At 49.2% G+C, this 24,194-nt stretch carries 25 protein-coding genes; 8 read left to right on the forward strand and 17 right to left on the reverse strand.

Going from position 1 to position 24,194, the window contains the following annotated elements; translation table 11 throughout:
• The first annotated feature begins 14 nt into the window (after nucleotides 1–14).
• Both MUG84_RS19930 and MUG84_RS19935 read left to right on the forward strand, forming a co-directional pair.
• On the forward strand, nucleotides 15–935 hold the full coding sequence (locus MUG84_RS19930; protein WP_244728086.1) for an AEC family transporter: 921 nt from the start codon (nucleotides 15–17) through the stop codon (nucleotides 933–935).
• 92 nt (nucleotides 936–1,027) lie between these two features.
• The gene (locus MUG84_RS19935) at nucleotides 1,028–3,001 is read left to right on the forward strand and encodes a DUF2339 domain-containing protein (protein ID WP_244728088.1); all 1,974 of its coding nucleotides are present in this window, start codon (nucleotides 1,028–1,030) and stop codon (nucleotides 2,999–3,001) included.
• 79 nt (nucleotides 3,002–3,080) lie between these two features.
• Here the strand turns inward: MUG84_RS19935 and MUG84_RS19940 are convergent, their stop codons facing one another.
• The gene (locus MUG84_RS19940; RefSeq protein ID WP_244728090.1) at nucleotides 3,081–3,812 is read right to left on the reverse strand and encodes an HAD family hydrolase; all 732 of its coding nucleotides are present in this window, start codon (nucleotides 3,810–3,812) and stop codon (nucleotides 3,081–3,083) included.
• A gap of 414 nt (nucleotides 3,813–4,226) precedes the next feature.
• On the opposite strand from MUG84_RS19940, the gene qoxA reads away from it, so the two are divergent.
• From qoxA to qoxD, 4 genes are read left to right on the forward strand one after another with little or no spacing between them, the layout of a single operon-like run.
• Nucleotides 4,227–5,189: a cytochrome aa3 quinol oxidase subunit II gene (gene qoxA, locus MUG84_RS19945; RefSeq protein ID WP_342346135.1), complete on the forward strand. Its 963-nt coding sequence runs from the start codon at nucleotides 4,227–4,229 to the stop codon at nucleotides 5,187–5,189.
• A 28-nt stretch (nucleotides 5,190–5,217) separates the two neighbouring features.
• Nucleotides 5,218–7,164: a cytochrome aa3 quinol oxidase subunit I gene (gene qoxB, locus MUG84_RS19950; protein WP_244728092.1), complete on the forward strand. Its 1,947-nt coding sequence runs from the start codon at nucleotides 5,218–5,220 to the stop codon at nucleotides 7,162–7,164.
• Nucleotides 7,161–7,757, forward strand: a complete 597-nt coding sequence (gene qoxC / locus MUG84_RS19955; protein ID WP_244728094.1) for a cytochrome aa3 quinol oxidase subunit III — start codon at nucleotides 7,161–7,163, stop codon at nucleotides 7,755–7,757. The genes qoxB and qoxC overlap by 4 nt, the downstream gene beginning before the upstream one ends.
• A 1-nt stretch (nucleotide 7,758) precedes the next feature.
• On the forward strand, nucleotides 7,759–8,043 hold the full coding sequence (gene qoxD / locus MUG84_RS19960) for a cytochrome aa3 quinol oxidase subunit IV (RefSeq protein WP_244728096.1): 285 nt from the start codon (nucleotides 7,759–7,761) through the stop codon (nucleotides 8,041–8,043).
• A 343-nt stretch (nucleotides 8,044–8,386) separates the two neighbouring features.
• On the opposite strand, the gene MUG84_RS19965 is transcribed toward qoxD, so the two are convergent.
• The 12 genes from MUG84_RS19965 to gnd all read right to left on the reverse strand — a co-directional run bounded on the left by MUG84_RS19965 (nucleotide 8,387) and on the right by gnd (nucleotide 18,931).
• Nucleotides 8,387–8,902 (reverse strand): mismatch-specific DNA-glycosylase, encoded by a 516-nt coding sequence (locus MUG84_RS19965; RefSeq protein ID WP_244728099.1) that lies wholly within the window; start codon nucleotides 8,900–8,902, stop codon nucleotides 8,387–8,389.
• 170 nt (nucleotides 8,903–9,072) lie between these two features.
• A complete protein-coding gene (locus MUG84_RS19970) occupies nucleotides 9,073–9,933 on the reverse strand; it encodes a MurR/RpiR family transcriptional regulator (RefSeq protein WP_244728101.1) in 861 nt (286 codons plus the stop codon).
• A gap of 211 nt (nucleotides 9,934–10,144) precedes the next feature.
• Nucleotides 10,145–10,888 (reverse strand): hypothetical protein, encoded by a 744-nt coding sequence (locus MUG84_RS19975; RefSeq protein WP_244728103.1) that lies wholly within the window; start codon nucleotides 10,886–10,888, stop codon nucleotides 10,145–10,147.
• Nucleotides 10,885–11,583: an ABC transporter ATP-binding protein gene (locus tag MUG84_RS19980; protein ID WP_244728105.1), complete on the reverse strand. Its 699-nt coding sequence runs from the start codon at nucleotides 11,581–11,583 to the stop codon at nucleotides 10,885–10,887. The genes MUG84_RS19975 and MUG84_RS19980 overlap by 4 nt, the downstream gene beginning before the upstream one ends.
• Nucleotides 11,561–11,977: a GntR family transcriptional regulator gene (locus MUG84_RS19985; protein WP_244728107.1), complete on the reverse strand. Its 417-nt coding sequence runs from the start codon at nucleotides 11,975–11,977 to the stop codon at nucleotides 11,561–11,563. The genes MUG84_RS19980 and MUG84_RS19985 overlap by 23 nt, the downstream gene beginning before the upstream one ends.
• Before the next feature lie 44 nt (nucleotides 11,978–12,021).
• A complete protein-coding gene (locus tag MUG84_RS19990) occupies nucleotides 12,022–12,771 on the reverse strand; it encodes an ABC transporter permease (protein ID WP_244728110.1) in 750 nt (249 codons plus the stop codon).
• Nucleotides 12,764–13,729, reverse strand: coding sequence for an ABC transporter ATP-binding protein (locus tag MUG84_RS19995; RefSeq protein ID WP_244728112.1), 966 nt, complete (start codon nucleotides 13,727–13,729; stop codon nucleotides 12,764–12,766). Before MUG84_RS19995 ends, MUG84_RS19990 begins: the two co-directional genes overlap by 8 nt.
• Before the next feature lie 146 nt (nucleotides 13,730–13,875).
• Entirely contained in the window at nucleotides 13,876–14,106 is a 231-nt protein-coding gene (locus MUG84_RS20000; RefSeq protein ID WP_244728114.1) for a TcaA NTF2-like domain-containing protein, read from the reverse strand.
• Between the two features lie 44 nt (nucleotides 14,107–14,150).
• The gene (gene gntK, locus MUG84_RS20005) at nucleotides 14,151–15,689 is read right to left on the reverse strand and encodes a gluconokinase (RefSeq protein ID WP_244728116.1); all 1,539 of its coding nucleotides are present in this window, start codon (nucleotides 15,687–15,689) and stop codon (nucleotides 14,151–14,153) included.
• Nucleotides 15,690–15,723: 34 nt separating this feature from the next.
• Nucleotides 15,724–17,085 carry a GntP family permease gene (locus MUG84_RS20010; protein ID WP_244728119.1) on the reverse strand — a complete coding sequence of 454 codons (1,362 nt, stop codon included), beginning with the start codon at nucleotides 17,083–17,085 and terminating at the stop codon, nucleotides 15,724–15,726.
• Nucleotides 17,086–17,245: 160 nt separating this feature from the next.
• Entirely contained in the window at nucleotides 17,246–17,923 is a 678-nt protein-coding gene (locus MUG84_RS20015) for a GntR family transcriptional regulator (RefSeq protein WP_244728257.1), read from the reverse strand.
• A gap of 108 nt (nucleotides 17,924–18,031) precedes the next feature.
• Nucleotides 18,032–18,931 carry a phosphogluconate dehydrogenase (NAD(+)-dependent, decarboxylating) gene (gnd, locus tag MUG84_RS20020; RefSeq protein WP_244728121.1) on the reverse strand — a complete coding sequence of 300 codons (900 nt, stop codon included), beginning with the start codon at nucleotides 18,929–18,931 and terminating at the stop codon, nucleotides 18,032–18,034.
• Between the two features lie 392 nt (nucleotides 18,932–19,323).
• Between gnd and MUG84_RS20025 the strand changes: the two genes are divergently transcribed.
• Nucleotides 19,324–19,530 carry a hypothetical protein gene (locus MUG84_RS20025; RefSeq protein WP_244728123.1) on the forward strand — a complete coding sequence of 69 codons (207 nt, stop codon included), beginning with the start codon at nucleotides 19,324–19,326 and terminating at the stop codon, nucleotides 19,528–19,530.
• 268 nt (nucleotides 19,531–19,798) lie between these two features.
• On the opposite strand, the gene MUG84_RS20030 is transcribed toward MUG84_RS20025, so the two are convergent.
• Nucleotides 19,799–20,695 (reverse strand): RCC1 domain-containing protein, encoded by an 897-nt coding sequence (locus MUG84_RS20030; RefSeq protein WP_244728125.1) that lies wholly within the window; start codon nucleotides 20,693–20,695, stop codon nucleotides 19,799–19,801.
• Between the two features lie 37 nt (nucleotides 20,696–20,732).
• Nucleotides 20,733–21,413, reverse strand: a complete 681-nt coding sequence (locus MUG84_RS20035; protein ID WP_244728127.1) for a DUF6273 domain-containing protein — start codon at nucleotides 21,411–21,413, stop codon at nucleotides 20,733–20,735.
• A gap of 155 nt (nucleotides 21,414–21,568) precedes the next feature.
• Between MUG84_RS20035 and MUG84_RS20040 the strand changes: the two genes are divergently transcribed.
• Nucleotides 21,569–22,270 carry a MerR family DNA-binding transcriptional regulator gene (locus MUG84_RS20040; RefSeq protein WP_244728129.1) on the forward strand — a complete coding sequence of 234 codons (702 nt, stop codon included), beginning with the start codon at nucleotides 21,569–21,571 and terminating at the stop codon, nucleotides 22,268–22,270.
• 123 nt (nucleotides 22,271–22,393) lie between these two features.
• Here the strand turns inward: MUG84_RS20040 and MUG84_RS20045 are convergent, their stop codons facing one another.
• Complete coding sequence (locus tag MUG84_RS20045; protein WP_244728132.1) at nucleotides 22,394–23,197, reverse strand: ABC transporter ATP-binding protein; 804 nt, start codon at nucleotides 23,195–23,197, stop codon at nucleotides 22,394–22,396.
• Nucleotides 23,184–24,194, reverse strand: a complete 1,011-nt coding sequence (locus tag MUG84_RS20050) for an ABC transporter ATP-binding protein (RefSeq protein WP_244728134.1) — start codon at nucleotides 24,192–24,194, stop codon at nucleotides 23,184–23,186. Before MUG84_RS20050 ends, MUG84_RS20045 begins: the two co-directional genes overlap by 14 nt.

A 24,194-nucleotide genomic window follows, 5' to 3' on the forward strand; every position in this document is an offset into this window, starting at 1 on the left:
AGGAAGCTGAACATATGATTGCTACGATCTTACTTGAAGTTGTTCTGCCCGTGTTTGTACTGATTGGATTCGGTTCTCTCATGCAGCATATTTTTCGTCTGGACTTATATACCTTGGCCAAAATCAACTTTTACTGTATTACACCCGCCGCCGTTTTTATGAGTATGTATCATTCGGATATGTCGGGCGGCCTTCTTGGCACCGTCATTTTATTTTACGCGCTGTATGTGCTGATTCTGTACCTGATTGGCTCGCTAGCTGCGCGTCCCCTGAAATTCACAAGCAGCATGAAAGCTGCTTTCAACAACAGCATTATGCTCGATAATTCCGGGAATTACGGCATGCCGATTAATGCGCTCGTTTTCAAGGGAGATCCGTTGGCTGCTTCCATACAGGCGCTGATCATGTCACTGCAAAGCCTTCTGACATTCACTTATGGCGTCATTTCGATTCAAGGAGCCAAAATGAAAGGGAACTACCGGAGCATGATCATCGGCTTTTTAAAAATGCCGGTTCCTTACGCCCTGGTCCTGGGTCTGCTGCTGCACGCGCTGCATACTCCCCTCCCAACATTTATCGCTCAGCCCCTAACATACGCCCAACAGTCGATGGTCGCCATTGCACTACTCACACTTGGGGCTCAAATTGTGAAATATCCACTGCGTCTCTATCGTCTTGATATTTATATCAGTATGTTCCTCCGGCTGATTATCGGCCCTGCTATTGGCTGCGCGCTGGTATTCGCCCTCGGGCTCAAGGGAATTCCCGCGCAGGCGCTGCTGATTGCATCCGGGATGCCGACCGGCATCAACACCTCGATTCTTGCCGAGGAATACGCAAACGAGCCTGACTTTGCCGCCCAGACCGTGCTTCTCTCCACCCTGTTTAATGTTGTTACCATCACGGGTGTCATTTCGCTCGCCAAAATGTTTTGATCCTCCAAAAGATTCATGAAGAGGTCTCCTATGGTATATTATGTACAGCAGACAAAAGTACATAAATTTGGAATGCCAGGGGTGAATATCCATTGGATGTATTGGAAAGAAGAATTGCGCAGCTTGAGGCTAACATGAGGCAAATGCAGCAGGAGTTAGCCGAGCTGCGTCAAGAAAGGCGCAGGGCGAACCACCCTGCTGACAGCTTGACAGAAACAGAAGCACCGCATACTGCGGCCCCTCCATACGGGGAAATACCGCAAGGATACGCCGCTCATGAGCAGCAGGGCATGCAAAGGCAGCCTTATCCGCAGCAGCAGCAGCCGACTCCGGAATATCTGCAGCAGCAAGGCATACCCGGTTATCCGCCGGCAGCCAGCCAGGTCCCATCGTATCCGGGGCAAGCGCCGTATGGTTATCAGCAAGCTCAAGGAACGGGACCGGCACAGGGGAACGGTCAGCCCCATTATGATCCGGGATTTAATCCGTATGCTTATCAACAACAGCATGCAGGCGCGGCTCCACGCGAGCCTAAACCGCCCAAAGACTGGGAGCATCTCATTGCGAGGGTATGGCTTCCTCGCGTCTTCATCGTGGTTCTTCTGCTTGGTGTGCTGTGGGGTTTTACAGCCGCCGTCAGTGCGGGCTATCTGACTGAACCCATACGCTGCCTTCTCGGCGTTGTCGTCGCCGCTGTCATGTACTGGCTTGGCGAAAGACAGATCCGCAGCCAGCGCGAAGCACTGGGACAGGTACTCCTTGGCGGCGCCGTCGGCGTGCTGATATTATCCGTATTTGCGGCGCATGAACTGTATGATTTGATTCCTTCAGGACTTGCGTTTGTACTGTATATCCTTTCGATCGCGCTTGGCGTCTTTACGGCGCTGCGGCGGCGCTCCCAGACCCTGATCATTATCGCAACCGTAGCCGGATATTTGATTCCTTTTCTTGTCCATTCCGCTCATCCGAATGCATGGGTGTTTACGGGCTATGAGGCCGTCTTTTCGCTTGCGATGATCGCTGTGGCCCTGAAATTTGATTTTCGTGCAGCCTATTTCGTTGCGGTCGGCGTGCTTCATCTTCTGCTCTTGATCGGTTACGCCGCGGGTGATTTTAGCGAGAGCCGCCATATTTTTATTGCCGCCGTATTTATTCAGCATGCGGTGCTGCTGGGTTATGCCTTTGTCGGGCCAAAGCAGCGCAAGCTCGATCAAACGTTGTCTCTGTTTCTTGGATATGGCATCATGGTGCTCTGGATCTATGCACTGTACCCGTTCACCGAAGATTCCATTCACTGGAGACCGCTCATGCTGTTCGTTTGGGCGCTCGTCTACACCCTCGCGGCATGGGGAAAACACTTGCAGGCGCAGCGTGCTCCTGTATTTGCCGCTATCGCTACGACCGCTTGGTTCCTGTGGATGCTGGATATTCTGAACCACAGCTATTCCCCGGCTGCCGCCGTTGTCATTGGAACTGCCGGAATCCTGCTTGGATTTAAGCTGAAGAGCTACATGCAGCAGATCACTGCAACGGTGATATTCCTGTATGGTTTATCCGGGACGATTTTCATGGTGATTCATGAAATTGTATCAGCGCAGAGTCTTTCCTGGATCGTGCTGCTGATCAGCATCGCGGTGCTGGCTTACTCGCTCCGGCACATGTCCGAACGCCTATTCTATGATCGTTTGCCGGACGTTCTGATGTGGGTGGATGCCCTACTTGCCATCATCTTTATCACCCAGATCACAAATGTGTTCACGGCTGATTTGACATATGATTTCCGCCATCTCATTCTATCGGCCGTGTGGGCACTCTATGCCATCGCGGTCATCATCTGCGGCGTGCTCCTTCAGAAGCAGATGGTCCGGATTGCAGGAATCGGGCTGCTTTTCCTGACACTGGTCAAGGTCATTATTGTGGATCTGCCGGGTGTATCCGTAGCCATCCGGGCCATTCTGTTTATCGGGCTGGGCGCTTTAGGCATGGTGGTTTCTCGGCTTTTATACAAACGCAAAAACATTCCGCCATCCGCTCCAGCCTCTGATGATACGCCCATTGAACCTTAATTAGCAGCAAATCTTCACGAATAAAAGCAGATGCCCTTCCATTCGGTAGGAGCATCTGCTTTTTTCATTTACCTGCTTCTTATGATGACAGCAGCACGCCGGCAAGTTCACGGTAACTTCCTGCCGTGTAATGCGGCCGATGATCCGATTCAGGCTGCACGGTCCGGTGATTGAACCAAATGGCCGTCCATCCAGCCTCAAGCGCACCCACGACATCGTTTCGCCACGAATCACCGATATAAATGCTGCCAGGTGCTTCCGTTCCCGTCATTTCATTCACATGCGCAAACAAGCGTGGATCCGGTTTGTCATAACCGACAGCGCCGGAAATGAAAATATAGTCGGGCCGGATCCATTGATCCAGCGAAAGCGCCTTGATTTTGGCCATCTGATGCTGCGCAGGTCCATTGGTAATCAGTCCAACGACATGTCCGGCAGACTGTAGTTTGTGGATGAGCTCTACAGCTTCCGGAAAAGGGCTGATCTGGAACTGCCCCTCTAGATATCGCTGCTGAATCCGCGCCGCGTCCTCTTCCGTCACATCGATTCCGAATTCGGCAAGAGCAAGCATGACGCGCTTTACTCTCATCTCCTGCAGATCCTCTTCCGCTCCGGCCGCATTGACCCCGCCATGACCGGCAGATAAGATGTCGCTATAGTATCTGAATCTATGGTATACCGCCTCGTATGGAAATGATTCCCCTGTAGCCAGTACACTTTGGAGCGCCTGTCTAAGCGGCTGCAAATGATCGTAAAGCGTATCATCCACATCGAAGAATATCCCCTTTGGGCACTTTTGAATTTCTGTCACTTCCGTCCCCTCCTTATGTTTGTGATTTTTGTAACAGTAAACAAATCCGTGTCTATTTTAGCATATTTTTTCGCTGTACAAGCGGGTTTCAGTGGATCTACAGATTTTCACAAACACTTCTTTCATGGCATAAAACCCTTTTCAAATGTGACAGAACTGGCACAACTGTTCTACCTTGGGTCAATTATGAACAAAAATGAAAATCGCTGAATTCGCCCCTTTTCCGTGGTTAATCGTTCTATTTGACGTTTTTTCCTGAAGAATGTGAAGTCTGTCACAGAATAATTGGGTTTCACTTCCATATATGGATTTTCTTATATTTGTAATAAAAATCACTGATTACTATCCTTAGGCTATGAGGATTCGCGAATAATCCAAGCTCAGCAATGAAGACATGCTAGAAAGGAGTTTCTTGTGAAGAAAAAAAGATTGTTGTTATCATTAATCTTTATTTCCATCGTTATGCTGCTTAGTGGATGCGATTCGAAACTGGCTGTACTGAATCCGAAAGGTCCCGTAGCGAAAACCCAAGCCAACACCATTATCTTTTCGATTCTGATGATGGCCTTCGTCCTGATCGTTGTGTACATCCTGTACATTATTATGCTGACGAAATACCGGGCTAGCAAAACGAGTGATGATTATGAACCGCCCCATATAGAGGGTAACAAATGGCTCGAATTGACCTGGACAGCGATTCCAGTCATTATCGTAGCCATTCTCTCTGTAGTTACCGTTCAAACTACCTATGCAGTAGAAAAGGTGCCTGCCGGCTATGAGGACCAAAAGCCGCTGGTAATCTACGCTTCATCATCCGACTGGAAATGGCATTTTAGTTATCCAGAAGAAGGCATTGAAACGGTCAACTACGTAAACATCCCAACGAACCGTCCGGTCGAGTTCCGACTCTACTCCTATGGTCCGATTACAAGCTTCTGGGTACCTCAGCTCGGCGGTCAGAAGTACGCGATGACCGATATGATCACCAAGCTGAATTTGGTTGCCGAACATGAAGGTTCCTACTTGGGTAAGAACGCGAACTTCTCCGGTAAAGGCTTTGCCAAGATGGAATTCGAGGTTCAGGCACAGTCGCCAGGCGACTACACGAAGTGGGTCAATGACGTCAAACAAACCGCTCCTAAGCTAACCGAGCAGGAGTTCAATACTCTGCTGAAAACCGACTTCGTTGGACGTAAGTCTTACAGTTCCACGCATCTTGGCTTTGCACCTCCTCCTGAGGGCGACATGGCCGGACATCAACATGGCGGGGACAGCAAAACCGAAAAAGACTCCGGCTCGGAGAATATGGATCATATGAATCATGATATGAGTGGCATGGACATGAGCGGCAGCTCTTCCATGGAACACGGACATTAACATCATAGAGAAAGGAGAATAAAACTGCATGAAATGGGACGAATTTTTTGTAACCGGTGAGCCGATGATTTACGGAGCCGACATCAGTATCGTGCTCGTATCGCTCGCGATCATAATCGGATTAACCTATTTCAAAAAATGGGGATATCTGTGGCGCGAATGGCTCACGACGGTTGACCATAAGCGTATCGGGGTTATGTATATTATATCGGCGCTTCTCATGCTGTTCCGCGGCGGAGTTGACGCCCTATTGATGCGGACTCAGCTTGCAACGCCTGATTCCAAGTTCTTAGATGCGCAGCACTATAATGAAATTTTTACGACGCACGGGGTCGTCATGATCTTATTCATGGCCATGCCGTTTATTATCGGAATGATGAACGTTGTCGTTCCGCTGCAGATCGGTGCACGTGACGTCGCTTTTCCTAGATTGAATGCCGTAAGCTTCTGGTTGTTCTTCTCTGGAGCGATGCTGTTCAACCTTTCATTCGTCATCGGGGGATCGCCGGATGCCGGCTGGTCCGCATACTTCCCGCTCGCAAGCAATGAATTTAGCCCGACGGTGGGCATGAACTATTACTCGCTTGCCTTACAGATTTCTGGTATCGGTACACTCTTGACAGGTGTTAACTTCATTGTAACAATCCTGAAAATGCGTGCGCCAGGAATGAAGCTGATGCGTATGCCGATGTTCACCTGGTCAGTACTCATCACGAACGTCATTATTTTGTTTGCTTTCCCTGTTCTGACTGTAGCGCTTGCTCTAATGATGTTCGACCGCTTATTCGGAACTCAGTTCTTTACGATGGCCAACGGCGGTATGGATATGCTCTGGGCTAACCTTTTCTGGGTTTGGGGACACCCTGAGGTATACATCGTTGTTTTGCCGGCTTTCGGTATATTCAGTGATGTAATCTCTACGTTCTCGAAAAGGAATTTGTACGGATACAAATCCATGGTTGTCAGTATGGTGGCCATCTCGTTCCTATCCTTCCTCGTATGGGCGCATCACTTCTATACGATGGGTACCGGAGCCATGGTCAACAGCTTCTTCTCCATCACCACGATGGCGATTGCTGTTCCGACCGGGGTTAAGATCTTCAACTGGCTGTTTACGCTCCGAAAAGGCAAGATCTCGTTCACGTCACCGATGCTGTACGCGATGGCCTTTATCCCGATCTTTACTTTCGGCGGCGTAACCGGCGTTATGCTTGCCATGGCAAGCGCCGACTATCAGTATCACAATACGATGTTCCTGGTGGCCCACTTCCACTATGTGCTCATTCCAGGTACGGTATTCGGGGTAGTGGCCGGTATGCACTACTGGTTCCCTAAAATGTTCGGCTTCCGCCTGAACGAGCGTTTGGCTAAATGGGCTTTCTGGCTGATCGTTGTAGGCTTCAACACGGCCTTCATGCCGCTCTTCTTCCTGGGACTGGACGGAATGACACGCCGTACGTACACGTACTCCGCAGCCACAGGCTATGGACCGCTGAACATGGTTGCCACCATCGGCGCATTCGTCTGTGCCATCGGCTTCGTCGTTCTGTGCTACAACTTCTACTACAGCTTCCGTCATAGTCCTCGCGACGAAAACGGAGATCCGTGGGATGCACGTACATTGGAATGGAGCACACCAAGCCCGGTACCTGCGTACAACTTTGCAAAAATGCCAATCGTGAATTCTCAAGATGCTTTCTGGTACTCCAAAAAGCAAAAAGTTCCGCTCTATGAAGACGGACCTTATGAAGAGATTCATATGCCTAGCAACAGCGGGCAGCCGGTTATTCTCGGCATAATCATGTTTTTCCTTGGCTTCTTCCTCGTATTCAGCTGGTTCATTCCTGCGATCATCGCAGGGATCGGTGTGGTCATCATGCTGGCGGTTCGTTCCTTCGAACGCGATCACGGCTACCATATTTCAGCGAAGGAAATTGCCGCTACCGAACAGAAATTGCGGGGTGATACCGTATGAAAATAAATGACACACTGCCCCTCGAGTATAGAACAGAGGAGAACAGCAACAAGATCTTAGGATTTTGGCTTTTCCTTGGTGCAGAGATTGCCCTGTTCTCTACGCTGTTCGCCGTGTATTTTACACTCTGGAACCGAACGGGCAACGGCCCGACCGGAAAGGATATTTTTGAAGTCAGCGGCGTCATCTGGGAGACTCTCCTCCTGCTGACAAGTAGTTTTACTTGCGGCCTCGGTATTCATGCCATGCGCCTCAATTTGAAGAAACCGATGATGATTTTCTTCGGTATTACGCTGCTGATGGGCCTTGGCTTCCTTGGCATCGAGATTACCGAATTCGTGAATTATGTTCATGAAGGTGCAACGATGCAAACCAGCGCCTTCCTGTCCAGTCTGTTCATTCTGCTCGGTACTCACGGTCTTCACGTGACCATGGGTATCCTGTGGGGCTCAAGCATCCTGATTCAGGTCAACCGCGAAGGCTTTACAGATGCGACGGCAAACAAATCGTTTATCTTCTCGCTGTACTGGCACTTCCTTGACGTGGTCTGGATCTTCATCTTTAGCTTTGTCTACTTGAAAGGATTGATGTAATATGGCACGATTATTCCCGATACGTCACGTGATGGGATATATCTTCTCGCTAGTCCTTTCACTTGTGGCACTGGGCGTTATCTACTGGGATCTCACGTTCACCGGTGCGATGGTCATTCTGATCATCAGCGCATTGATTCAGGCATCGCTTCAGCTGGTCCTGTTCATGCACATTGGTGAGACTTCCTCCAAAAAGACGCTGTACATCAATATCGCTTATGCGGTATTCGTTGGTCTCGTAACGATCTTCGGTACGCTCTTTACGATGGTTTGGGGTATGTCATAAGTTTGATCATATGAAAAAGGCTGTCCCGTGAGGGGCAGCTTTTTTTGTGTTGAGGGCAGCGCTTTGCGGTTAACGTTATACGTCTGAGCTCCTGAGCAGCGCTCCGCGACCAAACGTTGCTACAATCGCTGTTGTCACCGGATTTATTGAATTAATCATTATTGTATTAAATCCGGTGACAAAGGCGACCGCTTCGCTTTTTCGCAATCGTTCGGCCTCTCCGCTGGTGCAGTGTTATGTGTTCGTATGAAGAAAAACGCAAGACTTGAATACTTAAACGCCACTGGCTCAACTTCGCTTGCAGCAAAAAGGCTGGACGTATTTGTCCAGCCCCTAATCCTGCTTACTCCCCGTGCTCCGCAATATACTCCGCCAGTTGGCGGTAGATGCCTACGATCTCCTCCATCGGCATCCGCACCAGACCGCTCGATGAAGGCGCCACGAACTCGTGAATCTCGGGGACCACCGGATTTGGCTCGAAGCCCCAATTCACTTTGGCTCTTTTGCTGTATTCGGTGTATACGCCCTTGCCGACAAAGCAGGCAATCTTCGGACGGTATTTCATCAGCTTCGCGTGCAGAATTTCTCTTCCCTCCGCGTATTCGCTGCGGTCGATATCGTCGATGCCCCGCGTTGGCCGGGCTACAATATTCGTAAAGCCGTATCCGATCCTCAGCAGGTCCTGATCCTCGGATGCATCATACAGCCGGGGCGTCAGTCCTGCACGATGCAGAATCCGGTAAAAATTGTTGCGCGGATTGGCGTAATGATGACCGGTCTCTCCGGACAAGAGGCTTGGATTAAAGCCAATAAACAAAATGGACAGTCCATGATCTAGATGATCCGGTATTTCCGGCATCACGTCTACCTCCCTTTTAATTTGCTGAAAATATATTTAAACAGAAGTTGCACGCAATCTATACATCCGAATCACCGGGAATGTGCTTCATACAAAAAAGACTCTCGCCGAGAGTCCTTTCGTTATTTAGCCCTTCAAGTCGCGCCGCGCTATTGCCCCCGGCTTCTTTTCTAATACAGCTTGTCCGAAGTCGCCTTGGCCGTGATTTCCCGGTATTTGATCGCTTCGCTTTTCATTTTCAGCGATACAGCGACGTTGAGAATATCAATAATCGCAAGCTGCGAGATTTTGGCTGCGAGCGAGCTGCCCTGCAGCGGATTTTCCCGGCCCACCATAATGAGAACGATATCCGCTAACTTGGTGATCGGCGATCGGGCATTGCTCGTAATGGCAATAATGCGGGCTCCCGCTTTTTTGGCAATGTTCAAGTTATCGATCGTATCCTTGGTGCTCCCCGAAATTGATAAGCCGACAGCAACATCTCCCTTATTCATCAGCGAAGCCTGCATCGCCTGAAAATGGGTATCTGTGTTCGCGATGCTGTTTTTACCGATCCGGGCAAAGCTGTGCGCTCCCTGTGTTGCCGTTAAGCCAGAGGATCCCACACCAAAAAAATGAATATTAGAAGCTTCCGTCAGCACATCGATCGCCTGGTTCAGCTGATCCTCATTGACCAGCTCACGCGTCTGCTCCAGCGTCCGGAGATGTGTCCCAATAATTTTTTGGCTGAGTGTGAAGGGATCGTCATCCTCCGCGATTTCCTCATGAATATGATCGGTAGGCTTCACCAAATCCTGAGCTAGGGAAAGCTTGAAATCCTGAAACCCCTGAAACTTCATTTTCCGGCAAAACCGTAGTACCGTCGTCTCACCGACATCCGCCTTTTCCGCCAGCTCAGTTACTGAATCATAGATCAAATCCTGGGCGTTCTCCAAAATATACTGCGCGACCTTCTGCTCGGTCTTGGTCAAGCCGTTAAAATGACTCCGGATACTGAGCAGCGTTTTCCCCATTTCCTGTATGCTTGGCAAAGCCTTCGTCCCCTTCCTCTTTCATTAACATTCAAACATATATGCTAATCTGGGAGAATATTTCCAGTCGAATATAATGTGAAGGTTAATTCCGCCTGTAAGTTAATCCTATTGTACTCGGTTGATTGATCGCTTTGCAAGCGGATGCACATGGGCTGCACATAGAGAAAACCCGCGATAGATCATCCTAACGCAGGTTTTCCATACTGTCCTATTTGGCTTCAATTCTCTTTTCCACACACCACTTAATCACAAAGAGATAAACGACGCAGAGTATAGCTTCAAACCCTAATACGCCTAGCGCGTTCCAATTCGTACTCGCCGTTACCGGCTTAGACGCTAACACACCATTGATGATTTCGACGTGGAAGGTCACCAAACTAAAAGTCTGGTTAGTATCCTGATTGAACAGTAGCTTTTCAATAAAAGTAATCACGGTCTCCATGCTCAGGAACAGAAGGAAACCGACCCAAAATACGCCTTTTCTCGTGATGCTGCGCGCAAGCGCAATGATAATGTAAATCGTTAGAAAACCGTAAATGGTCGTAAAAATGGCCTCCAGCACAAGACTAGCCCATGCGTACGCAGGAAGATGAACGTCTCTTAAAACGGAAGTATCGATATGGAAGGCAAAATAAAGAGTCACGCCTGCTCCAATCAGGAACAAAACCAAGGTATTTATCGCTCCGTAAACGAGCGACGCCCACACGTAGGAGAAAGTATTGACCGGAAGAAGCCGGCGGCTGATCGATTTAATGTTGTAATCGAACACATTCACATTGTTAATCGTGAAGATGGCAGCGGCCACAATGAAAAAGATAACGGTAAAAGCCATCTTCACATCCAGAGAGGCACCCGATCCTAGCAGTACCAGTTCGCAAAGGATCAGCGCAGCTGTTACCCCGAGCAGAAGAGTCGCATTGCGCCGCAGATCGTATTTAAGCAGCTTGATCATTCGCCGAACACCTCTTTGAACATGTCGTCGACGCTCCTTCCATGCTTCATGCGGATACTCTCCACTTCTTCATACAGCGTGATGCTCCCATTATTTAAAAACATGACCTCATCAAAAATCCGCTCCATATCCCGTACCAAGTGGGTACAGATGATAAGGCTGCTATCCTCGCTATAAAAGCGCACAATCGCATCCAGAATTTTGCCGCGGGCCACGGGATCGACCCCACCAATCGGCTCATCCAGCAAATAGAGATTCACGTTCCGGGAAAGGGCCAACGTCAATTGCAGCCGCTCATTCATACCTTTGGACAGAACGCTGACGCTGCTCTTTGCGTCCAGGTTCATGAAATCGAGCATTTCGAGGGCCTTTTCCACATTAAAATCCGCATAAAAATCCTTATAAAAGGCGACGGCATCCTTCACCTTCATCCAGTTTTCCGTCATCGGACGGTCAGGCATATAAGAAATCAGGCTTCTCGTTTCTCTGCCAACCTTCTTACCCATGACCGAGATCTCTCCGGCTGTCGTAGGGGTAAGACCCGCGATCATTTGCATCAGCGTGCTTTTCCCGCTTCCGTTCGGACCCAGCAGACCGATAATTTTGCCTGATCCAATGTCAAAGCTTACGTTATCCAGTGTCTGCTTGAAGCCGTACCTTTTGGATACACCATTAACCTTCAGCAATGCGTCCATCCAGATTAGCCCCCTTTTGGTCCTTGCCGCCGTCTGCTGTAACAGCTTCTTTTACGATCGTAACGATATCCTGGTTTTTGAACCCCAGCTCCTGCATGCCGTGAATAAACTGGTGAAGCAAATCTCCTGCCATTTCCTTTTTGATCGCCATAATTTTCGATTCCTCACTTGTCACATATCTTCCTAGGCCGCGTTTCGTTTCAACCACTTCCTCGCGCTCCAGCTCCTGAAATGTCCGCTGAATCGTGTTGGGGTTAATCTGCAAATCCGCGGCAAGCTCCCTTACGGACGGAATTTTATCTCCGGGCTGAAGCAGCCCGGAAACGATCTGCCGTTTGATATGATTCATGATTTGGAGATAGATCGGCAAATTGTTGTCAAATTCGATGCTCAAGTGGCTAGACTCCTTTCGCCGTCAGCTTTATGCCCTTGGCTGCATCAGGCTATATCACGTCTCTTAAACGTAACAAAGCTGGCGCCAAGAAACAAGACTATATATACTGCCAGCACCGCGATTGAGAAAGGAAGTGTCATTCCTTCAATCGGCGGATGTCCACCGTGACTGTATACCGACAAATCTGCATTCGGGAACAGCACGTATTTGTAAAAGCTTTTGGGGATTATCAAGCTGCTGAGCATGAGGGCCGCCGTACCAACACCCATCGCCGCTCCCGCGGAACGGGTCAGTACACCCAACATAAATGTCAGCGTCATAAACACGATACTGTATACAAGCGAGCTTCCAGTCGCAATCAGAATGTCACGCCATGCCCCGGCTGGCTGCTCCATTCCGAACAGGACGGCTCCTGAAGCAAAGCCGAACACATTCAGCCATACGAACATCGATAAAATAAACAGCAGTGCCGCCACATACTTTGATGCGAGTACTTTTCCACGGCTTTGGCCGCGGATGAGCAGAAATTTGATCGTTCCCTGGGCATGCTCGCTAGGAACAAGGCCGGCGGTGAAGATCACGGCAAGCATAGCGACGATATGACCGAAGCCGTTGGAACTCGCCATCATTGCCGTATATTCAAATGCGTTTCCGAACATGTCTTCGGCCCAGCGCTTAAACGCCCAGGCAAGCACCACCATGGCAACGGCAATGATGGCGTAAGGAATAAAGAAGCTGCGTTTCTTGGACATTTTAAGCCATTCGTTTATGACAAGATTATTGAAGTTACGCAATGCGGTTTCCTCCTGTCCATTTCAAGAATTCGTCTTCAAGCGACTGTTTCAGCTCCGTAATCTGATAGATCGGGACCCCCGCAGCGCCCAAAGCAGTTACCATATCCGGAATATCCTTGTACCGGAGCGCCACAAGCAATTCGCTTTGCTCCTCAGCTACCTGCAGAACCTCGGCATTATCCATGTTCCCGAGCACGTTTTTCGCTTCTTCCAGACGTCCGACCCGGAACATGACACGCACAAAATTTTTCTCTTCATGTGCAGCTGCACTGTTCTCGCCAATGGAGCGTACGGTGACTAGCTTGCCGTCCTGAATGACAACGACCCGGCTGCACATTTGCTCCATTTCGAGCAGCAAGTGGCTCGACACGAGAATCGATATGCCTTCTTCCCGGGCAATGGTTTTGAGGTAATCGCGCATTTCGCGGATACCGGCAGGATCCAGACCGTTGGTTGGCTCATCCAAGATGAGCACGGACGGCTCGTGAAGCAGTGCCTGCGCGATGCCAAGCCGTTGGCGCATGCCAAGGGAGTAGGCCTTCACTTTCTTTTTCATCGCATGCTCGAGACCGACTAGACGAACAACCTCGTTGATCCGCTCATTGCTGATCCAGCTGTTCATCCGCTGATACTGCTTCAGGTTATCGTATCCCGTCATATAGGGATAAAATTCCGGATTCTCGATAATAGCGCCGATGTGGCGGATCGCGTTTTTCCACTCATGGCGGATGCTGCTGCCGCGGACGAATACATCGCCTTCGGTCATTGAGATGAGTCCCGCGATCATGCGAATGGTGGTCGTCTTCCCGGCGCCGTTAGGCCCGAGCAGACCAACAACCTCTCCTTCATGGACATCAAAGGACAGCTGGTCCACGATCTTTTTACTTCCGATCTTTTTGGAGACGCCCCTCAGCGAAAGCACAGCGGCATCTGCCTGTATATCTAATGGATGGTTCATGCTCACATCTCCTTTGTATTAGTGTTATAGTTGAATAGTACACTAAGACATTGATATTGTAAAGCCTAATTTTTTACATGCGTGAAGAAAGCAAAAAGCCGCCCCCTTGGGGACGACTCTTGCTTAGTGCCTCTCGTTACCGTTTATTATTGTTCTTTGGTGCTGACCAGCTGATGTACCATCAGCATGCCGTCAATCGTAACCAGCTTATATTCCGAAACGAACTTCTTATTTTTTACTGAACCGTCCTGATAGTTGATTGTGTAATCTTCAGAGGTGACAGCCTTAATGCTGCCGTCATTGTTTTTGCTTAGGTCCAGCAGCTCGCAACCATTATTTTCAAGACAATCCATTCGATCAACAAAAAAAGCCCGCATGACCCGAACGTCATGCAGGCTTGCCTCAATATTAAGGACTAAAACTAGAAAATCTTCCGCTGAAAATCCGCGATCGCTTTATATTCATCACTCAGCTTACGTGAAATTTGAATAAAGATTGGCAGCAGCTGGTGATAGACTTGTGCGCTTTCCTTGACCGGCTTATGCTGGTGGGTGGAGCCGACCATGCCGGATACGATGCTAAGCGAATCGGTTTTGCCAAGGGCATACAGGCCAAGCACCACAGCCCCAAGGCAGGAGCTTTCATAGCTCTCCGGCACGATCACTTCCTGATCGAAAATATCCGCCATCATCTGACGCCACAGCGGAGAACGGGAGAACCCGCCGGTAGCATGAATCTTGGTCGGGCGGCCGATGATCTCTTCCATCGCGAGCAGCACGGTATACATATTGAAGATGACGCCTTCCAGAACCGCACGGATCATATGCTCCTTGCGGTGATGCATCGTGAGCCCGAAGAAGGAACCACGTGCATCCGGATTCCACAGAGGAGCCCGTTCCCCGGTTAGGTAAGGATGGAAGAGCAGTCCGTCCGAGCCCGGATTCACCTGCGCAGCAATCTGTGTCAGCAGATCATAGGAGTCGATGCCAAGGCGCTTTGCCGTTTCCACCTCAGAGGCGGCAAACTCATCTCGCACCCACTGAAACAGCATACCGCCGTTGTTGACCGGTCCGCCAATCACCCACTTCTTGTCCGTCAACGCGTAGCAGAAGATGCGTCCTTTGGGATCGGTCACGGGACGGTCCACGACAGTGCGGATCGCTCCGCTGGTTCCGATCGTTGCCGCGACGACGCCTGGCTCTATGGCATTGACGCCAAGATTGGACAGCACGCCGTCACTCGCTCCCACAATGAAAGGAGTTGAGGCCAGAAGCCCCATCTCATCTGCAAATACCGGATTCAGCCCGGTTACTGAATGGGTGGTCGGAACCGGCTCCGACAGCTTGTCAGTTCCAATGCCTGCAACGCAGAGGGCTTCCTCATCCCACTTCAGCTGCTCGAGATTAAACATTCCGGTCGAGGATGCAATCGAATAATCGATAATATATTGATTGAACAGCTTTGCGAAGACATATTCCTTGATGGAAATAAACTTGCCAGCCTTGTTGAAGATTTCCGGTTTGTCATGACGCAGCCACATCAGTTTGGTTAGAGGCGACATCGGATGGATCGGAGTGCCCGTACGCAGGTAGATCTCATGTCCGTTCAAGTCCTTTTTCAATTTCTCCGACCATTCCGCACTGCGGTTGTCCGCCCAGGTAATGCAGTTCATCAGCGGTTTGCCGTCCGGGTCCACCGGAATCACGCTGTGCATCGCCGAACTAAAGGAAACGAACATGACCTGCTCGGGACGTGTTCCGCTTTTCTCCATAGCCTGCTTCACCGAATGTATCACTGCGGTAAAGATCTGATCCGGGTCCTGCTCGGCAATCGACGAAGTCGGGGTATGAAGGGGATATCCTTCACTGCCCTTGGCCACTACGTTTCCATTCTCCTCGAAAATAACGGCTTTTGTACTCGTCGTTCCGATATCGATGCCGATCATCATTTTACTGCTCATGCTTTAACCTTCTTTCTTCTTCACTAACACCTGCCTATACGAACAGGCTGATTCCCATAATAAGTACAAGTGCCACAACCGACAGCAGCGTTTCCATGACGGTCCATGATTTTAGCGTCTGCGGAACGGACATATTGAAAAACTCTTTTACCATCCAGAAACCGGCGTCATTGACATGCGACAGAACAATGGAGCCTGCGCCTGTGGCCAAAACGACCAGTTCCACGTTTGTGCCGGGATTCAGCGCCAGTACCGGGGCTACGATGCCCGCAGCCGTCGTCATGGCCACGGTAGCCGAACCGGTAGCAACGCGGATCAGTGCAGCCACAAACCATGCGAACAAAATGATATTAACATGGGCGGAAGTCGCAATCTGCGCGATCGCATCGCCGACGCCGCTGTTAATCAGCACCTGCTTGAATGCGCCGCCGCCGCCGATAATCAAAATGATCGTGGCTGTTGGAGCCAGACATTCACTCGAAAACTTGGAGATTTGCTCCTTCGTGAATCCACGGGCAAATCCAAGTGAGAAAAATGAGAACACAACCGCGATAAGCAGTGCAATAATCTCGTGTCCGATGAATTCACAGAATACGGTAAAGCCACTCGTTGCTTCCGGATCGATAATGGTGGCGATCGAGCCGATCAGCATCAGAATAACAGGAAGCATGATCGTAAACAAGGTGATTCCGAAGCCCGGAAGCTTGCGATCGCTACTTGCTGAGAATTGATCCACGAGCTCCGCGGGCGGTTCGACCTGAATCCGTTTGCCAATCCATTTGCCAAAGAGCGGTCCAGCTACGATCGCAGTCGGAAGACCTACAATCAGAGAGTAAAAGATTGTTTTACCCAAATCCGCATGATAAGCATCAATAGCGATCATTGGAGCCGGATGCGGCGGAACCAGACCGTGTACGGTGGACAAGCCGGCCAAAACCGGAATACCAATCTGAAGCAGCGACATTTTCGTTTTGCGTGCTACGGTAAAAATAATCGGAATTAGCAAAATAACGCCGACTTCAAAAAACACAGGAATACCTACGATAAAACCGACGATCATCATCGCCCAGTGAACACGTTTTACGCCAAAACGGTCCACTAAGGTCGTCGCGATTTGCTCTGCCCCGCCGGATTCAGCCATCATCTTGCCGAGCATTGTGCCCAAAGCGATAACGATGGCGGTCGTCCCGAGCGTTCCACCCATACCTTTGGTGATCGAGTCTGCGATATCAAGCGGTTTCATTCCAGTCAAAAATCCGAGAATCAAGGCCGAAATCAGCAAACTAACAAACGGATTCCACTTGAATTTAGAAATAAGCACAATCAGAAACGCAATGGTCAACAGAGTCCAAATGATGAGCGTCCAATCGTGACTTAAGCCGAAAATACTGGACATCTAGATGCCCTCCCTTAATATTTTGTCTATATAATAATGAATTCCTTTTATTTCTCTATTTGATTATCTTACCCATTAATTTAACATTTGATTTCAATCAGTATACTTGTCGACAACTTAAGTGACACGTTCCTGGGAACATGCTTGCTGTATGAATAGATTATAGACTCGGAATGCTGTTGTGAAGCGTTTTCCTCGAATCAGCAAAGTAATCCTGAACTACCTGTTTCACCACATCTTTATTCCGTGATTCCAGTCCCTTCATAATGTTGTGGTGTTTATCGACAACGGCATGAAGCTTCACTTCGCCTTTGGAAAAAACCTCTTCCGTCGTAATCAGCATGACGGTCATTACGATCGGCCGGATGCTTTTCCATAAATGCAAAATGCGGTTATGATCGGCAGCCGTAATGATCGCTTCATGGAAGGATAAATCCTGGTATGAAAATTCCACCGCGTCATTATGCTTCATCGCCAGCTCCATTTTGTCCACGATTCGCCGCAGGTTCGCAAGCAGCCCTGTTATATCCGTTTGGGTCAGCCGCTGCTGGACAAAGGTTTCAATTAAAAAGCGGACATCGTACAGCTCTTCCACATCCGTAATATTCAGCCCCATCACCACGGCACCCATCCGTTCGAGACGGATTAATCCTTCACTTGATAATGTTTTCAAAGCTTCCCTGACGGGAGAACGGCTTGTGCCGAACTCGGAAGCCACCCAATTCTCCGAAATGACCTCGCCGGTCTTGATCGTTCCGTTAATGATTCGGAGCCTGAGTTCGCATGCAATCGTTTCTCCAAGCGACGCGTTCTGCAACCAGGCTGAAGGATACTGCAGCATGTGACAACTCTCCTATGTAATGAGCTTGCAAAAAGCTCCTGATTAATATATATCAATAGGATTTTATCACATCAATGCAGCGTCGATCCAACCTATGCCCAAAAATTATTCGCTTGTTACGACGCTGTGGCCGCCAAATTCATTGCGGAGCGCGGCTACCACTTTGCCATGGAAGGTATCCTCTTCAAGCGAACGGTAGCGCATCAGCAGAGACATGGCGATGATTGGAGCGCTGACCTGAAGGTCCATGGCGGTTTCAACTGTCCATTTGCCTTCACCTGAGCTTTGCATCACGCCTTTGATTCCGTCCAGCTTGGCATCCTTAGCAAAGGCGCTTTCCGCAAGCTCCATCAGCCAACCCCGGACAACCGATCCGTTCGACCATACCCGGGCAACCTCTTCGTAATTGAAATCGAAATCGCTTTTATCCAGAATTTCGAATCCTTCCGCAATCGCTTGCATCATGCCGTATTCAATGCCGTTATGAACCATTTTCAGAAAATGACCGCTGCCGTTCGGGCCGGCATAGAGATAGCCCTTTGGAACAGCCATGTCTTGAAACAGCGGCTCAATTCGTTCAAACACTTCCTTGCTGCCGCCGATCATAAAAGAGCCGCCCTCGGCTGCGCCTGAGGTTCCGCCTGATGTGCCCACATCAAAATAATGAACGCCTGTTTCATCCAGCTGTTTGGCGCGTGCCATCGATTCCTTGTAATGGGAGTTGCCTCCGTCGATGAGTACATCGCCTGGTGATAGCAGCGGTTTCAATTCCGAAATCACGTTGCCTACCACGGTTCCCGCAGGAACCATCATCCAGATGATCCGCGGCGCTTCCAGCTGTTCAACCAGCTTTTGCAAGCTTCTTACTGGAATAGCACCCTTGCCTGCCAATCGTTCTCCAGGCGCGGGATCGACATCATAGACAGCGGTTTCATGGCCGCTCGACAGCAGATTTTGTGCGAGATTAAAGCCCATTTTACCTAAACCGATAAGTCCCAGTTTCATGAAGTTTGTATCCTCCAAATATATTTATGACTACAAGTATACTTGTCGACAACTTAAGTCCTTCTCTATTTTAATTCAGAACCTTCCGTATGTAAATATGCAAATTGAAAGCGCTATGAAAACAATTATTACCAGAAAATTAAACGTGTACATTCGTTTTTTTCGCCGCCATATTGCCCTTTTGAACAATTCGAGCTCATCTTTGAATCCGTTAATCGTTGGAATTTTGTTACTTATTACGAATTAAAGATGTTTAAATTTTTTTATTCAAAATATAAAATCTTTGCCCTTTCGATCATATTTATGGGGTTAGTGTAACAAAATGTAATTCGCCCAGCGTTACTATTAACAGTATACTCCAGTAGAAGTATACCACTAAGGAGGTCTGTAAAATGAAAAAGCAACTGTTCGCCACCCTGCTCAGCTTGTTGCTGTGCGTATCGGTCTTTGCCTCTTTCGCCGGAGCCACTGCCGCGCCCGCTGTGGCAAACGGATCAGCCTCCAGAGCCAAGGCGCCTGCCGGTGAGCTTCGCGCCAGACCAGCTGATGTTCGGATACACGGATCTAACCGGCAAAAAAATATCGGGGCTCATCGGTGATTTGAGCAAAAGCATTCCCAACCCCAAGACACTGACTTCAGTGCTGTTCTACAACGATACCTTTGACGCTTTATGAGAAGTTCTACAATATTTCCACATATTGGTAAGTCCGAATTTGAAAATCGTATTTATTTTCGGCAATGCCCAGTACGTTGAACTTTGGTAAGTTTAGGATGTCCATGCACTTGACTCCTTGTTCGTAACCCTTGTCGCATCAGCGATTCGGCCCATTTATTCGCTTGGAAAGTTGAATTATTAATATTGAAAACTATTTACCGGGCAGTTGGATGCCGCGCCAGTCGCTTACATCACATTGGCCATATTCATTATCACCCACAGCAACCACCGTGCCGTCCGATTTAAGGCCGAGAGTATGAGCGCAACCCGCCGCAACCGCCACAATATCGCGCCAGTCACTTACATTGCACTGGCCATGCTTATTCCAACCCACAGCTGCCATAGTACCGTCCGATTTAAGGCCGATGGTATGATGACTACCCGCCGCTATCGCCACAATACCGCTCCAGCCGCTTACATCACATTGGTCATGCTTATTCCAACCCACAGCCGCTACCGTGCCATCCGATTTAAGCCCGATGGTATGAAGGTAACCCGCCGCTGTCACCACTATATCGCACCAGCCGCTTACATTGCATTGGCTATACCGATTATTGCCCACAGCCGCCACCGTGCCGTCCGATTTAAGCCCGACGGTATGCCAGTCACCTACCGCGACCGCCACCATATCACGCCAGCCGCTTACATTGCATTGGCCTTCATTATTTCGACCCACAGCCACCACCGTGCCATCCGATCTAAGCCCGACGGTACGACGCCAACCCGCCGCTACCGCCACAATATCGTGCCAGCCGCTTACATCACATTGGCCATGCTTATTCCAACCCACAGCCGCCACTGTACCGTCCGATTTAAGCCCGATTGTATGAGCATTTCCCGTGTTCGTCGCCATATGAACATTTCCAGCCGCGACCGCCACAATACCGCGCCAGCAGCTTACATTACATTGGCCATATTTATTATCACCCACAGCCGTCACCGTTCCGTCAGATTTAAGACCAACGGTATGACGACAACCCGCAGCTATGGTATATTTAGGCCACCGTTTCACCTTTAACGCCGCTTCTTTCGGTGAAATGTAATCCATGTCTTATCTCCTCGTATAATAGTTTTAGAAGCTCATTTTAAAGATTCATATATAAAGCAGGACGCACACCATAACCGTCTATACTGTTATTCCCATAGCTGCGAATACTGCAACCTGGACCTACAAAAAACGTACGTGAAGGCTTGTTTCCTTGTGTTCGCAGCCACCACCAGGAACAGCCCACTTCTTCGCCGTCTCTGATGATATAGTTATCTTTGTTCGTTTTATCATATACATATAAGCTGCATCCATCGGGCTTTTTCGTCTTGGCAAAATCGGTTCCAACAGCACGCCTCAAATCCTTGCCGTGAATCTCAGATAAATCTTTTATCTCGGCAACGCTAAGCAGCAAGACCTTGTCCTCCGTATCCGGGCAGCCCTCTCCGTTGTCCGTGCAATGAGTCGTCTTTATGAGTCGCTTTTCGGGGTCACTGAATGCGGCGTTATAGAATTCATCATTCAGCCACTCACGCAAATCACAGTCATGCCACGTAATTTCCGTGCAATCACGCCACTTCAGATCCGCGCTCTTGCCGTGATACCTCTTGCAGTCCAAAACATACTCACTCAAAACAAACAACTCACTTCCTGAATTTTGAAGAACACGCCATTTAATCGGTAACTCTTTACTGTCTACAGACTGCGGATACGTGCCGAACGTAATGAATTCGCCGGGTTTTAGGTTCCGGTACGTTAAAGCAAAATGCCCCTTTTCCATGAAGTTTTCCTCCTCGATTTTTTATCCCAACTTCGATCATATAACATTCATGCAAGATTTCGTTTGATATACCAGGTATCCTTGTGTGGACGGCCATTTATCTCTTATAATGTTGTTGCCGTACTTTAGAGTTTGACTTTAAGGAAGTGTCGCAGGTGGACAAAACCTTTACACCGAAACAGATGGCCAAGAGACTCCATGTCAGCACGACAACCTTGCGAAGATATGAAAGTCTCGATTTGGTGCCTGACGTACCTCGGACAGCCAGTAATAGAAGATATTATACAACGACCCATGTTCAAGCTTTCCTTGCTTTACGTTCCTTGATCAAAGGATTCGATCTACCTATCGCCTACGATGTCATGAACTTATTAAAAAAAGGTCACGTTGAACAAGCGCTTTGGATGATCAATTTAGAACAGTACAACATCCAGGTAGAGAAGCAACGAGTCGAGGAGGTCATGAGCCTCATTCATCAAACTGACTTCTTCATGTATAGGGATATTCAGGTCACGGATGAATTGAACATCGGGGAGGTCGCCGTTATCGCTGGCGTAAACCCATCCGCTATTCGACATTGGGAAAAGGAGGGGCTTATTCGCGCTAAGCGGAATCCGGAAAACGGATATAGAGTTTTTACATCGCGGGAATTGAAAAAGATTATTGTGCTAAGCAGTTTAAGGAAAACCGTCTTTTTCATTGAAAGCATGAGACAGTTGCTTGAAGCTTTAGAGACACATGATCTAACTACGATTAAACGCTCCTTCAAAGTCGCTCTTCAGAAGCTGAATGAGCAATTGGAAAAGCAAATGAATGGCATATCAGAAATGTTAGATATATACAATTTTTCCAAATAGAGTGAATTCTTACTACAAAATAATTCTCTCAATACATACGAAAGGATAGAGTCCGGAATCCTCCGGCTCTATCCTTTTCTGCATCTGGTATTCCCCCAGTTGCCGCTCTAGCATCAGCGATCCTTATGACCCCAGATCCCAGGCCGAATGGATTTTAGGGACATCACTAATGAGCTGCTGAGTATACTTATGCTGCGGATTCAGGATGATATCCTCTGCGGGACCGCTCTCAACGATTTTCCCCTTTTCCATAATATAAATCGTGTCGCTCACATAATAGGCCAGCCCCACATCATGGGTGATAAAGATAATCGTCATACCGTTCTCATCCCGCAGCTTCAGCAGCATATCTAGAATCGTTGATCTGGAGCAGGCGTCGACCATGGAGGTCGGTTCGTCGGCGATAAGCACCTTGGGATGGAGCATGAAAATGCGGGCGATCATCAGCCGCTGCATCTGTCCGCCGGACAGCTCGAACGGATACTTGTTGTGCAATTCCTCAAACTTCAGATTCACGAAGGAACATGCCTCTCTCATCTTCCGCTGCTGCTCCTCCTTGCTGAGCTTCAGTCCCTGCAGCTTGATGCAGTCCATGAGGAGCTTTTCCACTCTATAAAAGAGATTAAAAGACGAGAACGGATCCTGAAAGATGGCCTGGATATCCTTCCAATATCGCTTCCGGTCGGCATGGGACTTCAAACTGCGGGGCTGACCCTTGTACTCAATACTTCCGCCAGATTCCTTCAGGAGGCCCATGATCATTTTGGCCAGCGTCGTTTTCCCGCTTCCGCTCTCTCCAACGATGGAAATGATCTCTCCCTTATGAAAATTGAAATTCACCGCGTCCACGGCCGTCGTCTTCTGATTGCCGTATCCGAACACCTTGGTCAGATCCTGACCTCGAATCAACAGGTCACGATTGCTCATTCGCATACCACTCCTTCAGCGTATCCGTATCAAAATGGCAGCGGTACATGTTGCCTCCGTTCGTCTGCACCGGGACCTTGCCGACCTTGCACTCGTCACGCGCATATGAGCATCGCTCCGCAAACCGGCAGCCCGGCGGCACCTGCTTCAGGTTCGGCGGGGCGCCGGGAATCGCCGCAAGCTTCTGGCCTTTCATGCCCTCCTCCGGTACCAAAATGGAGCCCATCAGTTTCTTCGTGTAAGGATGAACTGGATCAAAAATCATCTGCTCCGCCGTCCCCCGCTCAACGATTTCTCCGGCATACATCACCATAATATCGTCCGTCACATGATATAGAAGCGGCAGTTCGTGCGTGATAAAAACCAGCGACCGGATATACTTTTTATTCAGCAAATCCTTCAGCAGCTTGATGACCGCTTTTTGCGACGTAACATCAAGAGCTGAGGTCGGCTCATCGGCGATCAGCACTTTCGGATTCAAAATGGTGGAGATTGCAATCACGGTCCGCTGCTTCATCCCGCCTGAAAGCTCATTCGGATAGGACCTCAGTACTTTTTCGGGCAAATTCAGCGTTTTGAATCGTTCGGAAGCGAGCTCCCACACCTGCTTTTTGGATAACTCGGGCCGGTGCTCCTTCATAATATCCTCAATGAAGCGGATAATCCGCAGCGTCGGATTCAGCGCATTCATGGCGGCCTGCGGAATATATGCGATCTCGCGCCCGGATACCTTCGAACGGAGCTGCTCCTTGCTCAGCTTCATGATGTCATTGCCATGGATGCGAATCGATCCGCTGCCGTAATGCAGTGGCGGGAAATAAAAGCCCATCAGGCTGAGCGCAAGCGTGGATTTGCCGCATCCTGACTCGCCCGCAATTCCCAGCGTTTTACCTTCTTCCAGGTCAAAATCGACGCCGTCCACGGCAAACACTTTTTCTTTCAGCCGGGTTTTATAATAGGTTTTCAGGCCGCTGACTTCCAAAATATTCGCGCTCAC

The sequence above is a fragment of the Paenibacillus mangrovi genome (assembly GCF_022898935.1).
GTDB lineage: Bacteria > Bacillota > Bacilli > Paenibacillales > Paenibacillaceae > Paenibacillus_AQ > Paenibacillus_AQ mangrovi.

Excerpts from the sequence above, each read along its gene's own strand:
- MUG84_RS19995 (WP_244728112.1), bottom strand. The coding sequence starts at position 13,729 with ATGAACCATCCATTAGATATACAGGCAGATGCCGCTGTGCTTTCGCTG.
- MUG84_RS20045 (WP_244728132.1), bottom strand. The coding sequence starts at position 23,197 with ATGAGCAATCGTGACCTGTTGATTCGAGGTCAGGATCTGACCAAGGTG.
- qoxD (WP_244728096.1), top strand. The coding sequence starts at position 7,759 with ATGGCACGATTATTCCCGATACGTCACGTGATGGGATATATCTTCTCG.
- gntK (WP_244728116.1), bottom strand. The coding sequence starts at position 15,689 with ATGAGCAGTAAAATGATGATCGGCATCGATATCGGAACGACGAGTACA.
- qoxC (WP_244728094.1), top strand. The coding sequence starts at position 7,161 with ATGAAAATAAATGACACACTGCCCCTCGAGTATAGAACAGAGGAGAAC.
- MUG84_RS20035 (WP_244728127.1), bottom strand. The coding sequence starts at position 21,413 with ATGGAAAAGGGGCATTTTGCTTTAACGTACCGGAACCTAAAACCCGGC.
- gnd (WP_244728121.1), bottom strand. The coding sequence starts at position 18,931 with ATGAAACTGGGACTTATCGGTTTAGGTAAAATGGGCTTTAATCTCGCA.
- MUG84_RS19980 (WP_244728105.1), bottom strand. The coding sequence starts at position 11,583 with ATGGACGCATTGCTGAAGGTTAATGGTGTATCCAAAAGGTACGGCTTC.
- MUG84_RS20010 (WP_244728119.1), bottom strand. The coding sequence starts at position 17,085 with ATGTCCAGTATTTTCGGCTTAAGTCACGATTGGACGCTCATCATTTGG.
- MUG84_RS19975 (WP_244728103.1), bottom strand. The coding sequence starts at position 10,888 with ATGATCAAGCTGCTTAAATACGATCTGCGGCGCAATGCGACTCTTCTG.
- MUG84_RS20025 (WP_244728123.1), top strand. The coding sequence starts at position 19,324 with ATGAAAAAGCAACTGTTCGCCACCCTGCTCAGCTTGTTGCTGTGCGTA.
- qoxB (WP_244728092.1), top strand. The coding sequence starts at position 5,218 with ATGAAATGGGACGAATTTTTTGTAACCGGTGAGCCGATGATTTACGGA.
- MUG84_RS20000 (WP_244728114.1), bottom strand. The coding sequence starts at position 14,106 with ATGCGGGCTTTTTTTGTTGATCGAATGGATTGTCTTGAAAATAATGGT.
- MUG84_RS19965 (WP_244728099.1), bottom strand. The coding sequence starts at position 8,902 with ATGCCGGAAATACCGGATCATCTAGATCATGGACTGTCCATTTTGTTT.
- MUG84_RS19930 (WP_244728086.1), top strand. The coding sequence starts at position 15 with ATGATTGCTACGATCTTACTTGAAGTTGTTCTGCCCGTGTTTGTACTG.
- MUG84_RS20030 (WP_244728125.1), bottom strand. The coding sequence starts at position 20,695 with ATGGATTACATTTCACCGAAAGAAGCGGCGTTAAAGGTGAAACGGTGG.